At 64.8% G+C, this 16,140-nt stretch carries 16 protein-coding genes and 1 tRNA gene; 8 read left to right on the forward strand and 9 right to left on the reverse strand.

From position 1 onward, the window contains the following. Window positions 1–58 precede the first annotated feature (58 nt). Genes NX784_RS02145 through NX784_RS02155 form a run of 3 tightly spaced genes read left to right on the forward strand, consistent with a single transcriptional unit; the run spans window position 59 to window position 2,602 of the window. The gene (locus NX784_RS02145; protein WP_258815050.1) at window positions 59–1,513 is read left to right on the forward strand and encodes a pilus assembly protein TadG-related protein; all 1,455 of its coding nucleotides are present in this window, start codon (window positions 59–61) and stop codon (window positions 1,511–1,513) included. Next, on the forward strand, window positions 1,510–2,013 hold the full coding sequence (locus NX784_RS02150; protein ID WP_258815051.1) for a TadE/TadG family type IV pilus assembly protein: 504 nt from the start codon (window positions 1,510–1,512) through the stop codon (window positions 2,011–2,013). Before NX784_RS02145 ends, NX784_RS02150 begins: the two co-directional genes overlap by 4 nt. Before the next feature lies 1 nt (window position 2,014). Beyond that, the gene (locus tag NX784_RS02155) at window positions 2,015–2,602 is read left to right on the forward strand and encodes a TadE/TadG family type IV pilus assembly protein (protein WP_258815052.1); all 588 of its coding nucleotides are present in this window, start codon (window positions 2,015–2,017) and stop codon (window positions 2,600–2,602) included. A gap of 94 nt (window positions 2,603–2,696) precedes the next feature. On the opposite strand, the gene NX784_RS02160 is transcribed toward NX784_RS02155, so the two are convergent. The 4 genes from NX784_RS02160 to NX784_RS02175 form a co-directional block, all read right to left on the reverse strand. Continuing rightward, window positions 2,697–2,771 (reverse strand) — tRNA-Val (locus NX784_RS02160). A 70-nt stretch (window positions 2,772–2,841) separates the two neighbouring features. After that, a complete protein-coding gene (gene dnaQ / locus NX784_RS02165) occupies window positions 2,842–3,552 on the reverse strand; it encodes a DNA polymerase III subunit epsilon (protein ID WP_258815053.1) in 711 nt (236 codons plus the stop codon). 50 nt (window positions 3,553–3,602) lie between these two features. After that, entirely contained in the window at window positions 3,603–4,043 is a 441-nt protein-coding gene (gene rnhA / locus NX784_RS02170; RefSeq protein WP_258815054.1) for a ribonuclease HI, read from the reverse strand. Window positions 4,044–4,064: 21 nt separating this feature from the next. Further along, on the reverse strand, window positions 4,065–4,850 hold the full coding sequence (locus tag NX784_RS02175) for a class I SAM-dependent methyltransferase (protein WP_258815055.1): 786 nt from the start codon (window positions 4,848–4,850) through the stop codon (window positions 4,065–4,067). A 23-nt stretch (window positions 4,851–4,873) separates the two neighbouring features. Here NX784_RS02175 and gloB point away from each other — a divergent pair, with 23 nt between their 5' ends. Both gloB and NX784_RS02185 read left to right on the forward strand, forming a co-directional pair. After that, on the forward strand, window positions 4,874–5,671 hold the full coding sequence (gloB, locus tag NX784_RS02180) for a hydroxyacylglutathione hydrolase (RefSeq protein WP_258815056.1): 798 nt from the start codon (window positions 4,874–4,876) through the stop codon (window positions 5,669–5,671). 7 nt (window positions 5,672–5,678) lie between these two features. Further along, the gene (locus tag NX784_RS02185) at window positions 5,679–6,332 is read left to right on the forward strand and encodes a 2-hydroxychromene-2-carboxylate isomerase (protein ID WP_258815057.1); all 654 of its coding nucleotides are present in this window, start codon (window positions 5,679–5,681) and stop codon (window positions 6,330–6,332) included. 83 nt (window positions 6,333–6,415) lie between these two features. Here NX784_RS02185 and aceB read toward each other — a convergent pair whose 3' ends face one another. Continuing rightward, on the reverse strand, window positions 6,416–8,005 hold the full coding sequence (gene aceB / locus NX784_RS02190; RefSeq protein ID WP_258815058.1) for a malate synthase A: 1,590 nt from the start codon (window positions 8,003–8,005) through the stop codon (window positions 6,416–6,418). 172 nt (window positions 8,006–8,177) lie between these two features. Here aceB and NX784_RS02195 point away from each other — a divergent pair, with 172 nt between their 5' ends. Further along, window positions 8,178–9,095, forward strand: coding sequence for a LysR family transcriptional regulator (locus NX784_RS02195; RefSeq protein WP_258815059.1), 918 nt, complete (start codon window positions 8,178–8,180; stop codon window positions 9,093–9,095). Between the two features lie 99 nt (window positions 9,096–9,194). On the opposite strand, the gene NX784_RS02200 is transcribed toward NX784_RS02195, so the two are convergent. The 4 genes from NX784_RS02200 to NX784_RS02215 all read right to left on the reverse strand — a co-directional run bounded on the left by NX784_RS02200 (window position 9,195) and on the right by NX784_RS02215 (window position 12,565). Beyond that, a complete protein-coding gene (locus NX784_RS02200; RefSeq protein WP_036166698.1) occupies window positions 9,195–9,398 on the reverse strand; it encodes a cold-shock protein in 204 nt (67 codons plus the stop codon). A 294-nt stretch (window positions 9,399–9,692) separates the two neighbouring features. After that, window positions 9,693–10,067, reverse strand: a complete 375-nt coding sequence (locus tag NX784_RS02205; RefSeq protein ID WP_258815060.1) for an Hpt domain-containing protein — start codon at window positions 10,065–10,067, stop codon at window positions 9,693–9,695. 10 nt (window positions 10,068–10,077) lie between these two features. After that, on the reverse strand, window positions 10,078–10,728 hold the full coding sequence (upp, locus tag NX784_RS02210) for a uracil phosphoribosyltransferase (RefSeq protein WP_258815061.1): 651 nt from the start codon (window positions 10,726–10,728) through the stop codon (window positions 10,078–10,080). A 130-nt stretch (window positions 10,729–10,858) separates the two neighbouring features. Continuing rightward, window positions 10,859–12,565, reverse strand: coding sequence for an isovaleryl-CoA dehydrogenase (locus tag NX784_RS02215; RefSeq protein ID WP_258815062.1), 1,707 nt, complete (start codon window positions 12,563–12,565; stop codon window positions 10,859–10,861). Between the two features lie 340 nt (window positions 12,566–12,905). On the opposite strand from NX784_RS02215, the gene NX784_RS02220 reads away from it, so the two are divergent. Both NX784_RS02220 and NX784_RS02225 read left to right on the forward strand, forming a co-directional pair. After that, a complete protein-coding gene (locus tag NX784_RS02220) occupies window positions 12,906–14,639 on the forward strand; it encodes a putative bifunctional diguanylate cyclase/phosphodiesterase (protein ID WP_370662901.1) in 1,734 nt (577 codons plus the stop codon). After that, complete coding sequence (locus NX784_RS02225; protein WP_258815063.1) at window positions 14,636–16,129, forward strand: HDOD domain-containing protein; 1,494 nt, start codon at window positions 14,636–14,638, stop codon at window positions 16,127–16,129. Before NX784_RS02220 ends, NX784_RS02225 begins: the two co-directional genes overlap by 4 nt. Window positions 16,130–16,140: the final 11 nt, after the last annotated feature.

Here is a 16,140-nt window from a genome sequence, read left to right on the forward strand (position 1 = left end):
CGTAGCGCCAGTACCAACCTCTAGGATTCGTCTTGGAAGCCACCAGGAGGATCGATTCGTGCCCATCGACACATCAAGCCTTGCGGCGCCGCCTCCCGCGCGACGCGACTGGTTGCGGCACAAGCGGTCGGAAGACGGCGCCATCGCCATCATGACGCCGTTTGTCATCCTCCTCATGGTCGCGATGTTCGGAATGGCGCTTGACCTCAGCCGCAGTTACAACCGTAAAGCGGAACTGCAAAGCGTCGCCGACGCCATTGCCTTGGCTGCGGCCTCCGCCCTGGACGGTACGCCAGCCGGTATCGACAGGGCCGTCGCGGCGGCTGGGCAGGCTGCGGTCGGTTACACCTATTCTTATAGCGGGGCGACCGTTTCCTGGTCGAGCGCCGCGTTGACGTTCGGCACAGATGCGAGCGGTGGCGCCGGGGGCTGGATGGACGGCGCCACGGCGAAGGCGCGTGCCTCGAACGCGTTTTTCGCCCGCGTCGACACAGCGGCCCTCGATGCCAGCCATGGCCGTGTCCAGAACTTCCTCATGCCCGTCCTGTCATCGGCATTTGCGACATCGAACATCACGGCGTCGGCCGTGGCCGGCCGCGATTCACTGAACGTATTGCCGCTGGCCGTCTGCGCGAACGCGAACACGCCTGCAACCGCTCTTGCATCCGGAGAACTCATGGAGTTCGGCTTCAGACGCGGCGTCAGCTACAACCTGATGAGCCTGAACCCGGGAGGACGCACGCCCGAAAACTTCCTTGTCAACCCCATCGCACAACCGGGCACGGTCGGCACGTCAGTGATGACCCGGATGGATGTCGTTGCGCCGTTTGTTTGCACAGGAAAAATGGCGATGCCCACCTTGAACGGCGGCACCATCACGGTCGAGCGGGGCTTCCCCATCGGCTCGCTCTACATGTACCTGAATTCCCGGTTCGGCACGTATGTCGCACCCTGCCAGTCATCGACGGCGCCGGCCGATCCGAACGTCAGGAGCTTCGATCTCACCAACGCGACGTGGATGAAATACCGGCCTGATGGACTCACCGCCAACGCGTTGTCCGCCCCGGATCCCCTGCTGACGGTCGCGGAAAAGCCGGCCGGCGCGACGAAGACAGCGTATGGGCCGCTGTGGTCGTATGCGAAGGCGGCCAAGTACGCTTCCTATACCGCAAATGGCGGCGTCGAACCCGCCGCAGGCTACCAGACGTTCAGCACGACGGATTGGAGCCTGCTCTACAACCCGGGCTCGCCCGTCGCGCAATCCTACCCGGGCACGACGCCGTATCAGGCAACCGGCGGCACCGCGAGCTACAAACCTTACCGCAATACCCGCGTGCTCAATATCCCCCTGTTGAGCTGCCCGGTTGCCGCAGGCACGAGCGCGACGGCGACCGTACTCGGCATCGCGAAATTCTTCATGACCGTCCCCGCAACGTCGACCGCCATCGATGCGGAGTTCGCCGGCATGGCCACCGAGACCGCACTGGGCGGTAATGCGAGGCTCTACCGATGAGACCAAGACCCAAATCGACCGGTCGGCGTGACGACCATGGCGCAGTCGCCATCGAGATGGCGTTCGTGCTTCCCATCCTGACGTTATTCCTGACATTCCCATCGATCGTGCTCGCCTTTTATTGTCGCCAGTACTCGGCTGCACAAAAAGCCGTGCACGACGCGACGCTCTATCTGTCCACCGCGCCACGGGTGGAAGTCGTCACATCCGGGCCGGACGGAAATTTTGCAGCGCTGACCCTGGCACGGAAGATCGTCGAACGGGAAATGGCCGGCATCGTCCCGGCCGGCGCCACGGTGGACCCGGCCATTTTCTGTACCTACCAGGTCGGGGGGAGTCCGATGACGAAACCCTGCACGATCACGTACACAAAGGACGTCAATCACACGCTGTATCAATTCGACGTGTCGCTCGGTTTCAGCTACACCAACCCTCTCACGGGCAGCGATACCGGATTGTTGATTTCACCTTATGCGCCCGCGCGCTACGTGGGGAATTGATATGCAACAGCCGGCGTTCAAGGGGCGAACGCGGGAGGCGGGCTCGGTGGCCGTCGAATTCGCGCTGGTCGCGCTCATTTTTTTTACGATCGTGTTCGCCACACTCGAGCTGGCACGCATGGAGTTCCTGCTGAACACGCTGGAAGAGGTGACGCGCCGTGCCGCCTCCGCCGCCGCCAACGTCGACTTCCGGGACGCGGCCGCGCTGCAGAAAGTCCAGGCGAACGCAGTCTTCCGTGACGCGTCGGGCCCGCTTGCGCTGGGTACGCCCGTCAGTTCCGACAATGTGAAGATCGACTATCTGTCCGTGTCGAACGCCACGTGGGACCTGAATCACATGAGCACGCTGCCGAGCTGCCCCGCGGCCAACCGGTTGAACTGCATGACCAATCCCGATGCGGACAACTGCATCCGGTTCGTGCGTGCGCGGGTGTGCGCGTCGATGGATGGGGACGGCAATTGCGAAACGCTGCCCTACCAGATGATTTTCCCGCTCTTCAATCTGTCCGCGATGAAGCTGCCGTCCGCCGAGACGATCGTACCGGCGGGTACGCTCGGCGCCACGACCGGCGCCATGCCATGTCCCTGAACGACGAAACGCGCCGCGACAAAAGGCCCCAACGGGACGGCAAAAACAAAAAGCCAGCTGATCGCTGGCTTTCATTTTGTGCTACCTTGAATTCTGGTGGGCGGTGCAAGTTTCGAACTTGCGACCCCAGCAGTGTGAATGCTGTGCTCTACCCCTGAGCTAACCGCCCTACTTTCTACTGCTTTGCTACGATTGCGTCGCTGCAATGACGAGCATTATAGGGGGAGTTTTGCGTTTTGTCACCCCTGCGGAGAATATTTTCTCCAAACACATTCTCCCTTCACGCCTTTGTCGAGGGCGGCCAGGACGTCGTCGTGCGCGGCAAGCTCGTCGGCGCTGGCCGACAGCACGAGGATGTCGCCCAGCGGACCCGCTTCCAGCAACATGCCCCCGCCGCCGCCCGCGTCCACCTCGACGTCCATCGACAGCGTGTTCTGGCCGCGCGTCATGGCCAGGTAGACGTCGGCCAGCAGCTCCGAGTCGAGCAACGCGCCGTGCAGCTTGCGGTGCGCGTTGGAGATGCCATAGCGGTCGCACAGCGCGTCGAGCGAGTTGCGCTTGCCCGGGTGCAGTTCCTTTGCGTGCACGAGGGTGTCGATCACGCTGGAGCAATGCTCGATGAATGGGGGCAAGCCCATGCGCTCGAACTCGTGGTTCAGGAACGCGAGGTCGAACGGCGCATTGTGGATGATGATCTCCGCGCCTTGCACGAATTCGCGCAGCTCGTGGGCGATCTCGTGAAACTTCGGTTTATCGCTGAGGAATTCCGTCGTGAGGCCGTGGACCGCCAATGCCGCCTCGTCCGAATCGCGCTCGGGATTGATGTAGCGATGGAAGTTATTGCCCGTCAGCTTGCGGTTGAAGATCTCGACGCAGCCGACCTCGATGATGCGGTCGCCGGTGCGCGGATTGAGGCCAGTGGTTTCGGTATCGAGGACGATTTGGCGCATGCGCGTGATGACTCAAAAAGCGGTGAAGAGAACCCGTAAGTATAACAAAATCAGCGCTTTACGGATGCGGCGCCCATATTGGCCAGCGCGTCGGCGCGCTCGTTGCCGGGGTGGCCGTTGTGCCCGCGCACCCAGCGCCATTCGACGGCGTGCTGCTGCTGGGCAGCGTCCAGCGCCTTCCACAAATCGTCGTTCTTGACGGGCTCCTTCGTCGACGTCTTCCACCCGCGTGCCTTCCAGCCGTGGATCCATTCGGAGATGCCCTTCTGGACGTACTGGCTGTCCGTGTGCAGCACGACCTCGCACGGGCGGTTGAGGACGGTCAGCGCCTCGATCACGGCGCGCAGCTCCATCCGGTTGTTCGTGGTGTTCGGCTCGCCGCCGAAGATTTCCTTTTCATGGCCGCCGTCGGCCACGAGCAGCGCGCCCCAGCCGCCGGTGCCCGGATTTCCCTTGCAGGCACCGTCGGTATAAATCTCAACTTTGGTCATGCTGCTTCGCTTCCTTGTCTGTTACTTGTGATGTTCGTTGCGGTTCGTCGCCGGCACCGCCTGCGGCGCCTTGCCCGGCTTCTTGTTCCAGGCCGGGCCGATGATGTGCATGCCCTTCACACGCTTGATCGCGTGGACCATATACACGGCGCCCAGATAGGGCCACCAGCGCCGCCCCGCCCCTTCGACGAACGCGAAGCGGTTGAGCCACTGCGCCGTCCGGAATGGCGGCGCATAGCAGCCGAAATGGCTGCGCGTGACGCCGAGATTCAACAATTTTAACCAGTCTTTCAGGCGCGGCATAGAGATGAACTCGCCCGCGGCAGGCAGGTAGTCGCTGCTCGTGATGCGGCCCATCCCCTGGCGCATGCCCCACAGGCTGGCCGGATTGAAGCCGCAGATGATCACCTGGCCTTCCGGAATCAGCACGCGCTCGACCTCGCGCAGCACCTGGTGCGGTTCGGCCGCGAACTCGAGCACGTGCGGCAGCACGACCAGGTCAAGGCTCTGCGACGCGAACGGCAAGTCGGCGAAATCGAGTGCGACGGCGATCTGCTTGCCCCGCGCCGCGTACGCGAGCTCGTCGGCCGTCGACGTGCGCGTGGCCGCCTGCCATTTATTCGGCATGCGGTTGGCGGCCAGCGCATCGATCTGCGGCACGCCGATCTGGATGGCGTTGAAGCCGAAGATATCGGCCGTCAACTCGTCCAGGCACGCCTGTTCCCACGCGCGCACGTACGCGCCCGCCGGCGATTGCAGCCAGCGGTCGAGCGCTATAATGGATTTTTCGGATGCCGCGCTGTCCATGCCCAACCTTTATCGATGCCCATATGACTTCCGCGCCCACTGAGCTTGCTGTACTGACCGTGCCCGCGTTCAAGGACAATTACCTGTGGATCATCCATGACGGCGTCCATGCGGCAGTGGTCGACCCGGGCGACGCCGAGCCTATCCTCGCGGCCCTGCAGGAAAACGGCCTGACCCTGACCGCCATTCTACTCACCCATCACCATGCTGACCACATTGGCGGCGTGACGCGCCTGCTCGAACTCAGCAACGTCCCCGTATTCGGGCCGCGCAACGAGGTCATTGCGGCCGTCAACCATCCACTTGGCGCAGGCGACCGCGTGCACGTGCCCGGGCTGCCGCTCGAGCTTGCCGTGCTGGACGTTCCCGGCCACACGAACGGACACATCGCGTACGTCCGCGACGACGGCAAGACGCGCTGGCTGTTCTGCGGCGACACCCTGTTCGGCGGCGGCTGCGGCCGCCTGTTCGAAGGGACGCCCGCCCAAATGGCGGCGTCGCTCGCGAAACTTGCCGCCCTCCCCGACGATACGCTCGTATTTTGCGCCCACGAATACACGCTGTCGAACCTGCGTTTCGCGGAAGCGCTGGAACCGGGCAACCGGGCGCTGCAGATGCGCATCGCCCACGACAGCCAGCTGCGCGGCACGCACCTGCCCACGATCCCGTCGACGATCGCCATCGAAAAGGCGACGAATCCCTTCTTGCGCACGAGCGAGCCTGCGATCGTCGACAGCCTGATAGTAGCCGGCCGTGTCGATCCGGGCGCCGACCCCGTGACGGTGTTCGCCGCGCTGCGCGCGTGGAAAAATGTCTTCTGAGCGCGCCATGACGGCGGTGCGCTGCTATGCCGACCCGGTCAGCCCCTACGCATGGCTGGGCTTGGCCGATCTCGAGCGCATCGAGGCGGCGGGCGCACGCGTCGTCGTGGTGCCCGTGCTGTTCGCGGGCCTGCTGAACGCGCACGGCACGGTCGGGCCTGCCGAGGTCGACGCCAAGCGGCGCTACCTGTTCCGCGACGTGATGCGCGAAGCGGCGCGGCGCGGCCTGCAATTCGCCGGGCCGCCCGGCCACCCGTTCAACCCGCTGCCCGCGCTGCGCATGTGCACGGCGGTGGAGGACGACGCGCAGCGGCGCACGCTCCTGGTCGCGTTCACGCGGGCGACCTGGGAAAGCGGAGAGAATTTGATGGACGACGAAACGCTCAAGCGCCTTGCGGACGCGGCCGGACTGGATGGCGCCAGCCTGCTGGTGGCCGCGCAGACGCCTGCCGTAAAAGCGGCGCTGGCCGACGCGACGGCGCGGGCTGTGGCCGATGGGGTATTTGGCGTGCCGACGTTACGCGTCGACGGCGACGAGGAACTGTTCTGGGGAGCGGACCGGATCGATACCCTGCTCTGGCGGCTGCTGGGCCAAGCGATCGATGAAGAAGCGTTGCGGGCGTTTCTCGCGCGCGAACCCCTGTCGCAGCGTCGGCGCTGAGTCGGCGCACGTTGGACGCGTGGACGGCGCGAGCGCCGCCGGGATGCCGGCGGCGCGTCGGAGCCGTCCACCCTACCGCACGATCAGATTTCTTCGTACAGCGGCAACGTCAGGAACTCGGCGAATTCTTCCGACGTCGACATCTGTTCGAAGATCTGCGCAGCACGGTCATAGGTCGGGCTGTCGCCGTTCGGCGCGGCTGCCTTCGCGTTCGCCAGCTCTTCCGGAATCATCGCACGCACCATGTCGGCAGTGACCTTGCGGCCGTCTTCCAGCACGCCCTTCGGCGAACGGATCCATTGCCACACCTGCGAACGGCTGATCTCGGCGGTGGCCGCATCTTCCATCAGGTTGTGTATCGGCACGCAGCCGTTGCCGGCCAGCCAGGCGCCCAGGTAGTGGATGCCGACGTTGATGTTGTAGCGCAAGCCCGCTTCCGTGATCGGGGTCTCCGGACGGAAGTCCAACAGGTCCTTCGCGGTCACCTCAACGTCCGGGCGCTGCTTGTCGATCTGGTTCGGACGGTCGCCCAGCACCTTCTTGAACTCCGTCATCGCCAGGTCGACGAGGCCCGGGTGCGCGACCCAGCCGCCGTCGTAGCCGTCGGTGGCGTCGCGTGCCTTGTCGTTGCGCACACCGCCCATCGCAACTTCGTTCTTTTCCGGATCGTTCTTGATCGGGATCAGAGCCGACATGCCGCCGATTGCAGGAGCGTTACGCTTGTGGCAGGTCTTCAGCAGCAGCAGCGCGTACGCACGCATGAACGGCGCCGTCATCGTGACCTTCGGACGGTCGGCCAGGCAGAAGTCCTTGTCCAGCTTGAACTTCTTGATGCACGAGAAGATGTAGTCCCAGCGGCCCGCGTTCAGGCCGGCGCTGTGCTCGCGCAGTTCATACAGGATTTCGTCCATCTCGAACGCGGCGACGATCGTCTCGATCAGCACGGTCGCCTTGATGGTGCCCTGTGGCAGGCCCAGTTCGTTCTGCGTCATGACGAAGATGTCGTTCCACAGGCGCGCTTCCAGGTGCGATTCCATTTTCGGCAGGTAGAAGTACGGGCCGGCGCCGCGCGCCAGCTGTTCCTTCGCGTTGTGGACCATGAACAGGGCGAAATCGAAGATGCCGCCCGAGATGCGCTTGCCGTCGACGAGCACGTGCTTCTCGTCAAGGTGCCACCCGCGCGGACGCACGACCAGCGTCGCGACCTTGTCGTTCAGCTTGTACTGCTTGCCGTTCTGTTCCAGAGAAATCGTCTTGCGCACGGCGTCGCGCATATTGATCTGGCCCGAGATCTGGTTGTCCCAGTTCGGCGTGTTGGAGTCTTCGAAGTCCGTCATATAGCTGTCGGCACCCGAATTCAGCGCATTGATGACCATCTTGCGCTCGACCGGGCCCGTGATCTCCACGCGGCGGCATTCCAGCGCCTTCGGGATCGGTGCGATCGTCCAGTCGCCGTTGCGGATGTGCGCCGTTTCGGGCAGGAAGTCCGGGCGCTCGCCGGCGTCCAGGCGTTTCGCGCGCTCCACGCGGGCGGCCAGCAGTTGCTGGCGGCGTGGCTCGAATTCGCGGCTCAGTTTCGCTACCAGCGCGAGCGCTTCCGGGGTCAGGATCTGTTCGTAGCCGGGCTTGATCTCGGCCCGGATTTCCATTCCGGCTGGGGTGGCGATGGTCATTGCATTCTCCTGTTTAGTATGAAATTCGGCACGCCGCGGCCGTCTTGGCACAAGCCGCCTTGGCGTTTGATATTGCTTCAAGTATATTCACTATTACTCGCCTAAACGAGACAAAAAATATATTCATCTGTGCGTTTTTGTCACAGATGAGGAGCAGAACTGAGGCTTTCCTATGGACCATTTCCGGCAGATATCAACCTTCGTCGAAGTCATCGCCCGCGGCAGCTTGTCGGCAGCGGCGCGCGCGGAGGGCATCGCGCCGGCCATGATCGGACGCCGCTTGGATGCGCTGGAAGCGCGGCTGGGCGTCAAGCTCTTACAGCGTACCACGCGCAAGCTGGCGTTGACGGACGAAGGCGCGGCGTTCCTTGAGGATTGCCAGCGCATCCTTGCGGAACTGGAAGAAGCGGAAGCGGCCGTGTCCGAACGGAGCGCGCGCGCAACGGGGCACCTCGTCGTGTCGGCACCTGCGGGTTTTGGCCGGCAGCACGTGGCGCCGCTCGTGCCCTCCTTCCTCGCCGAGCACCGCGAAGTGAGCGTGAACCTGAACCTGTCCGACCGCGTCGTCGACGTCATCGGCGAAGGCGTCGACATCGCAATCCGCATCGCCAGCCTGACGGATTCGAACCTCGTCGGCGTGAAGCTGGCCGACAACCACCGCGTCGTCGTCGCCACGCCGGGCTACCTGAAGCGCCACGGCACGCCGCAGACCCTTGACGACCTGGCGAAGCACAACTGCCTCGCCATCAGCAGCCAGGGCAGCCAGCGGGGCTGGTCGTTCCGCGACCACGGCAAGATCGTCACCATGAAGGTCGGCGGCAATATGGTGTGCAACGATGGCGCCGTGTTGCACGACTGGGCCATGGCGGGGCGCGGCCTCGCATGGCGTTCGATGTGGGAAGTCAGTTCGGAAATCGAAGCGGGACTGCTCGTGCCGGTGCTGGATCAGTATGCGGCGCCCGGCAACGATATCTATGCCGTGTTCGCGCAGCGCCGGCACTTGCCGCTGCGCATACGCGTGTTCGTCGATTTCCTGCGTCACGCGTATTCCCAGCCGGAATACTGGCGCAAGAATATGACCGCCATATGAAAACCGCCCAGTAAGGCCGGGATCACTCGGCTTTACTGGGCGGCTGGACAAAAAAAATCCCCGGAGATTCCGAGGATTTTTTGTCAGACATTCAGCGCATTACAGCGGCTGGATGTTCGAAGCTTGTTTGCCTTTCGGACCGGAGGTCACGTCGAACGAGACGCGTTGGTTCTCCTGCAGGGACTTGAAGCCCTGGCTCTGAATCGCCGAGAAGTGTGCGAACAGATCTTCGCCGCCTTCGTCCGGGGTGATGAACCCGAAGCCTTTGGAGTCATTGAACCATTTAACGATGCCAGTTGCCATTACAATTTCCTATTTCAGTTGAAGTGGACCGAAGTCCGTTTACGATCGTTTGAAGAAGCAAGAAACAAATGACAGACTAACTGCACTGCTACCGCGAATCCAACGATCCCTAATTATACCGAATAAACCCGCACGTATACGGTTTTCGCAAAATAAAACCGCAGCCCGTAACAATTCCTGCAGTCAATCTTTACGGGCCCTATTTGCATCGGCAGTACGCAAAATATAGGGCATGGACGCAGATAAAGTTTGTCCTAAATCAAACGACTTCCGGACAGCGCCTTTGCTCCAGCCCTAAGCGTCAATCTCGTCGTTGGGATAGGCGGCCTTTGGGTCGACGACGCCCCATGCGACGAACACGTCCAGCTCCGACAGCCACGCTTCCCATTCCTGCGGAGCGACGGCATCGAACGTCGTCAGCACGCGCAGCCGCTGTTCGAGCACGCGCGCCTGCTGGCCGAGGATGCGGAAGCCGAACGTCGCCGAGGAGCCGGCCATCGTGTGCAGCACGGCATGCAGCTGCTCGATCAATGCGGGCGGCGGGTGCTGGACGTCGAACGCGTCACGCACGGCCGCCAGGCGCCCGAGCGTCTGCGGCAGGCTGGCCGCGAACTTGTCGTTCAGCTCCGCGAGGCGCGCGAAGAAATCGGCATCCGCACTCGCGCTCATTTGGAGCCGCTCATTTGGTACCAAAAATACGGTCGCCGGCATCGCCCAGGCCCGGCACGATATAAGCGTGGTCGTTCAGGTGGCTGTCGAGCGAGGCGACGTACAGCTTCACGTCCGGATGGGCCTTGTGAAACACCTCGACGCCTTCCGGTGCCGCGACGAGCGCGAGGAAGATGATCTGGTCGCCCGTCACGCCGCGCTTCTTCAGCACGTCGACGGCGTACACGGCCGAGTTGCCCGTCGCAACCATCGGATCGCACAGGATGAACGTGCGCTCGGCCGTGTCCGGCAGGCGCACGAGGTATTCGACGGGCAGGTGCGTCTCCGGGTCGCGGAACACGCCGATGTGGCCGACCCTGGCCGACGGCACCAGTTCCAGCAGCCCGTCGCTCATGCCGACTCCCGCGCGCAGGATCGGCACGATGGCCAGCTTCTTGCCCGCGATGACGGGCGCATCGACCGTCATCAGCGGCGTGTCGATGGTCCGCGTCGTCAGCGGCAGGTCGCGCGTGATCTCGTAACCCATCAGCAGCGTGATCTCGCGCAGCAGTTCGCGGAACGTGCGCGTGGACGTGCCGCGGTCGCGCATGTGCGACAGCTTGTGCTGGATCAGCGGGTGGTTCAGGATGAACAGGTTCGGGAAGCGCGGGTTGGTTTGCATAGTTAAGAATGAAGCAGAATCAAACGGCGGCGATCACTCGTGATGACGGCCTGGTTGTCGGTAAATGGCGAACATTATCCCAGCCATGCGCCCGTTTGTCCCGTCCTTTGTCGAAGTTTTATCATTGCCTTCATTCAATGAGCGCGCGGGCGAGGATGGCGGCGCTGTCGACGCCTTCCGGCAGCCGTCCGAACGCGCCGCCCACGTCCACCGCGATGCGCGACGCGACGAACGCATCGGCGACGAAGGCCGGCGCATGGCGCAGCAGCAGGCCGGCCTGCACCGCGACGACGATGTGCTCGGCGAGGCGGCGCGCACCGAATTCGCCGGCCGCGAGCGTCCCGAGGCCGTCCAGCAGGCGCGCGCAATATGCGTCGAAGCGGGCGTCGCGCCCGGATGCCAGCGCCAGCTCGGCCGCCAGCGCGTCGCGCGGCTCCGGCCCCTTCGCGGCAGCGCGCAGCACGTCCAGGCACATCACGTTGCCGGAACCTTCCCAGATCGAGTTGACGGGGAATTCGCGGTACAGGCGCGCCAGCGGGCCATCCTCGACGTAGCCGTTTCCGCCCATGACTTCCATCGCCTCGGCGCCAAACGCGGGGCCGCGCTTGCACAGCCAGTACTTGCCGGCCGGCGTCAGGATGCGTCCCAGCGCGGCCTCGCGCGGATCGGCCGCGCCATCCGGCCCCACGTCGAAGCAGCGGGCGAGGCGCAGCGCGAACGCCGTCGCCGCCTCCGATTCCAGCGCGAGGTCGGCCAGCACGTTCTGCATCAGGGGCTGCTCGGCCAGCCGCCGGCCGAACGCGTTACGTGCGCGCGCATGATGCAGCGCATGGCACAGCGCGGCGCGCATGATGCCGGCCGAGCCCAGCACGCAATCGAGGCGAGTGTGGCTCCCCATCTCGAGGATCGTCGGGATGCCGCGCCCTTCCTTGCCGATCATCCAGCCGACGGCATCGCAGAACTCGACTTCGGACGACGCGTTCGACTTGTTGCCCACCTTGTTCTTCAGGCGCTGCACGCGGATCGCGTTGCGGCTGCCGTCGGGCAGGTAGCGCGGGACGAAGAAGCAGGAGAGGCCGCGCGCCGCTTCGCCCGCGCTGCCGCCCTCGTCGGCCTGCGCCAGCACGAGGTGCGCATCCGACTGGGGCGTCGAGAAAAACCATTTGTGGCCGACGAGGCTCCACGCGTCGCGCCATTCCGCGCCGAAACGCTGTTCGGCAACGGCGTGGTTCATCGGCGTCGCTCGCGTCGTGTTCGCGCGCACGTCGGTACCGCCCTGCTTCTCCGTCATGCCCATGCCGACGAGCGCCCCACGCTTCTGCTCGACGGGCAGCGAGCGCGGATCGTAGTGGCGTGCAAGGATCTTCGGCAACCAGTGCGCCGCGATGCCCGGATGCTGACGCAGCGCCGGCACGGATGCATACGTCATCGTGACGGGACACTGCGAGCCGTTTTCCACTTGGCCGAACAGCAGATAGGCGGCCGCGCGCGCGACCTGGGCGCCGGGACGCGGCGCTTCCCACGGCAGCGAGTGCGCGCCGTTCTCGATCAACAGCCGCATCAACTCGTGCCACGCGGGGTGGAATTCGATCTCGTCCACGCGGTGGCCGGTGCGGTCGAAGTTCACGAGGCGCGGCGGGAACTCGTTGGCCAGGCGCCCCAGGTCGAGCACGTCCGCACTGCCCAGCAGCGCGCCCAGCCGTTCCAGGTCGGCGCGCGCCCAGCCGCCGCCCTCGCGTTCCACACTCTCGACGAGCGCGGGATCGCAGCGGAACAGGTCGACATCGCCGAACGGCGGCGCCTGGTTGAAGACCTCGTGGGTATCGAATCGGTTCATGGCATCGTCTCCTGTGGCGGTGTCGGGATGATTGTTGCAGCTGAGCATCAGCGCCCCGCTACGAATGTTTCCTCTTTAAACTGCATCGGCGACAATAACCTTTCGAGCCGCCGCACCACGTTATCGGTTAAACAACGAGGCTAGCCTAAAGCCTTGTGCCGGGCAAGCGCGACCCGCGTGACGTGGGAACTGCGGCGTATCAAGCAAGGGCAGAAAGATGCCGGGCATTGTGTATTTCAGTGCCGATTGGAATCTTTCGGTGATACATTGCTTGTTGTTTTGGTACACTCCGGCATGACCCAGGCAGGTTCTGCCAAACGAGAAAGCAGATATTTCGACGATGCGCGCCAGTTCATCCGCAGTAACGAACGATCCGCGCCATGCGGCGCCGGCAGCGAGTCCGGACGGCTACATGGAAGCGGTGGGCGACGTCGCGTTCCGTCTCGATCGCGCCGGCATGATCCGTCATGCCAGCCAGCGCGCCGAGCGCGCGTTCGGCACGCACGCGCTGGCCGGCTCCGTATTGACGAGCCACGCCGTCGACGTCGACCAGCCCGCGCTGCGCAACGCTCTCATTGACGCCGGGACGGCGAGCGACCCCGTACTCGTCGAAGTGCGGCTGCGCTGCGCCGGCCGCGACACTTGGTACGAATTGCGCATCGGCGGCCTTCCCGGCGGCGATGAACTGCTGGCCGTCGGCCGCGACATGTCGGCCCAGCGCGCGACCGAGCAGCGCCTGCGCCACATGGCGACGCACGACGCGCTGACGGAACTGCCGAACCGCCTGCTGCTGTCCGACCGCATCCGCATGGTGATCGCCAATGCGCGCCGCTCGGGCCAGGGCTTCTGCGTGGCGACCATCGGCCTGGACGGCTTCAAGAAAGTCAACGACGGCCTCGGCCACCCGGTCGGCGACGCCGTGCTGCGCCTGGCCGCCGTCCGGCTGCGCAAGACCTTGCGCGACAGCGACACACTGGCGCGCGTCGGCGGTGACGAATTCGTCGCCGTGCTGCCGGGCACGTTCACGCCGGACCAGATCAAGCTCGTGAGCGGCCGCCTGCTGGCGGCGCTGCAGTCGCCGTTCGAGATCGACGGCCATACGGTGTACCTGGGCGCCTCCGTCGGCGTGTCGATCTACCCGGACCACGCCGAGGACGAGATCCGCCTGATCGCACTGGCCGACGCCGCCATGGGCCGCGCCAAGGAGACGGGCAAGGGCCGCACCGTCGTCTACAGCATGCGCGAAAGCGGTCCGCCGCAGCACGACATCTCGCTCGAGGCCGCGATGTTCCACGCGGTGCGCGAAGGCGAGTTCCTGCTGTACTACCAGCCCATCGTGTCGAGCCGCACGCGCCGCATCGAAGGCTTCGAGACCTTGATGCGCTGGAAGCATCCGACGCTGGGCATGGTGCCGCCCGTGCGCTTCATCCCGATCGCCGAAACGAACGGCCTCATCAACCTCCTGGGCGCTTGGGCGCTGAAGGCGGCGCTCGTGCAGCTGCGCCAGTTCGAGGAAGTCGCGAAGCGCGACCTGTACATCTCCGTCAACATCAGCCCGCGCCAGTTCCGCAACGACCGCTTCCTGAACGTACTGGACGACGCGCTCGGCTTCTCCGGCGCACCCGGCGAGAAACTCGTGCTGGAGATCACGGAAGGCACGCTGATGATCGACCCGATCCACGCGGAGGCCATCCTTACCAAGATGGCCGAGCGCCATGCGCGCATCGCGATCGACGACTTCGGCACCGGCTATTCGAGCCTCGCGTACCTGAAGCGTTTCCCGATCTCCGTGCTGAAGATCGACCGCGCCTTCATCAAGGACCTGCCCGCCTCGACGAAGGACGGCGCGATCTGCAATGCCGTGCTCGACCTGGCCAAGCACCTCGGCCTGTCCGTCGTGGCCGAAGGCGTCGAGACGGAAGAACAACTGACCTACGTCGAGTCGCGCGGATGCGACTACGTACAAGGCTACCTGACCGGCAAGCCCATGCCGGCCCACGTGGCCATGGCCGCGCTGAAGGAAAACCTGTACACGGCACTGCTGCCGGACGAACTACGGGCGGGCCTCATATGAACCAGACTGTCACCATCGAACGATCGCCGCAAGCGGACGCCACCCTCGCCCTGCTGTGGGAGCGCATTCGCCGCCGCGGCGACATGCCCGGCTTCACGAAAGCGATCAACGCCATCCTCGCCTCCATGCGCGGCGAGGACGAGCGCGACTTTTCCATGACGGAGACCGTGCTCTCCGACCCCGTGCTCACGCAAAAGGTGCTGCGCCTCGCGAACAGCGGCATGTATTCCGCGTTCGGCCAGCGCATCAACACGGTGTCGAAGGCGATCCTCGTGCTGGGCACGGAAGCCATCGGTCACCTGGCGCTGGGCCTCAAACTGATCGAGGAACTGAGCAAATCCACGCCCGATTCGCTGCAGGCCCACATCGAGATGGAAAAGGCCGTGCTGGCCGGGATGGTCGCGCACCAGGTCGCGAACGAGGCCGCGTCGCGCGATCCGGAAGAAGCCGTCGTGTGCTCGATCCTCCATTCGCTGGGCCGCATGATGGTCACGTTCTACCTGCCCGAGCACTGGACCTTGATGCAGCAGGCCGTGGGCGGGGACGACATCGATACGGTGTCCGTCGCGCAGCTCGGCCTGTCGCTCGAACAGATCGGCCGCGCGACGGCGGAACACTGGGGCCTGCCGCACAACCTGATCGCCGGTATGCGCCGCGTGCAGCCGGGCGAACGGGGCGCCGACTTCGGCCACGACGACTGGCTCGCGGCCCTCGGCACCATGTCGGCCCAGTGCGCGGACAGCCTATGGCATGGCGACGAAACGGGCGCCGAGCGGGTGAAGGCGCTGGCCGCGGGCTTTGCCCCGCTGCTCGGCATCGACCCCGCGAACATCGTCGGCGCCATCGAGAAGGCCAAGGTCGAAGCGGCGGCCGACCTGTCGATCGCACCGCTCGCGAACCCGCCCGAGAAGCGCGCCCGCGCCGCCGCCGTCACGCGCATGCGCGAGGCCGGCAACAAGATCCTCATGAGCGGCGTGGCCGACATGCGCGACGCCGCCGCCACCGCCACGGCGGGCCAGATGGTGTCGATGGCCATCGAGACCGCGTACCACGGCCTGTCGTTTACGCGCGCCTTCGGCTTCCTGCGCAACCGCCGCGACGGCCGCTACACGGCCAAGATCGGCCTCGGCGACAATGCCAAGACCCTCGTCCCGAAGCTCGCGTTCGACGACGCGTACGAGCCGAACGTCTTCTTCGCGGCCCTGGGCAGCGACCGCGTGATCTTCATCGAGAACGCGCGCGACCCGAAATTCTCCAGCAAGCTGCCGCCCTGGTGGAAAGGGTCGCTGGCGGAAGCGCGCTGCTTCGTCATCATCCCGCTGTGCACGCACGGCGAGCCCGTCGGCTTCATCTACGGCGACTGGGACGACAGGTTCCCGTCCGTGTACCTGAGCCAGACCGAGTTTACGCTGCTCAATGACTTGCGCGGCCTCGTCGTGAAAAGCGTCGAGCGGCGCCAACCCGTGGAAGCGGTGGCCGGCCGGGCCTGAAACATGCCCCC

This window comes from Massilia pinisoli (assembly GCF_024753285.1).
GTDB classification, from domain to species: domain Bacteria; phylum Pseudomonadota; class Gammaproteobacteria; order Burkholderiales; family Burkholderiaceae_D; genus Telluria; species Telluria pinisoli.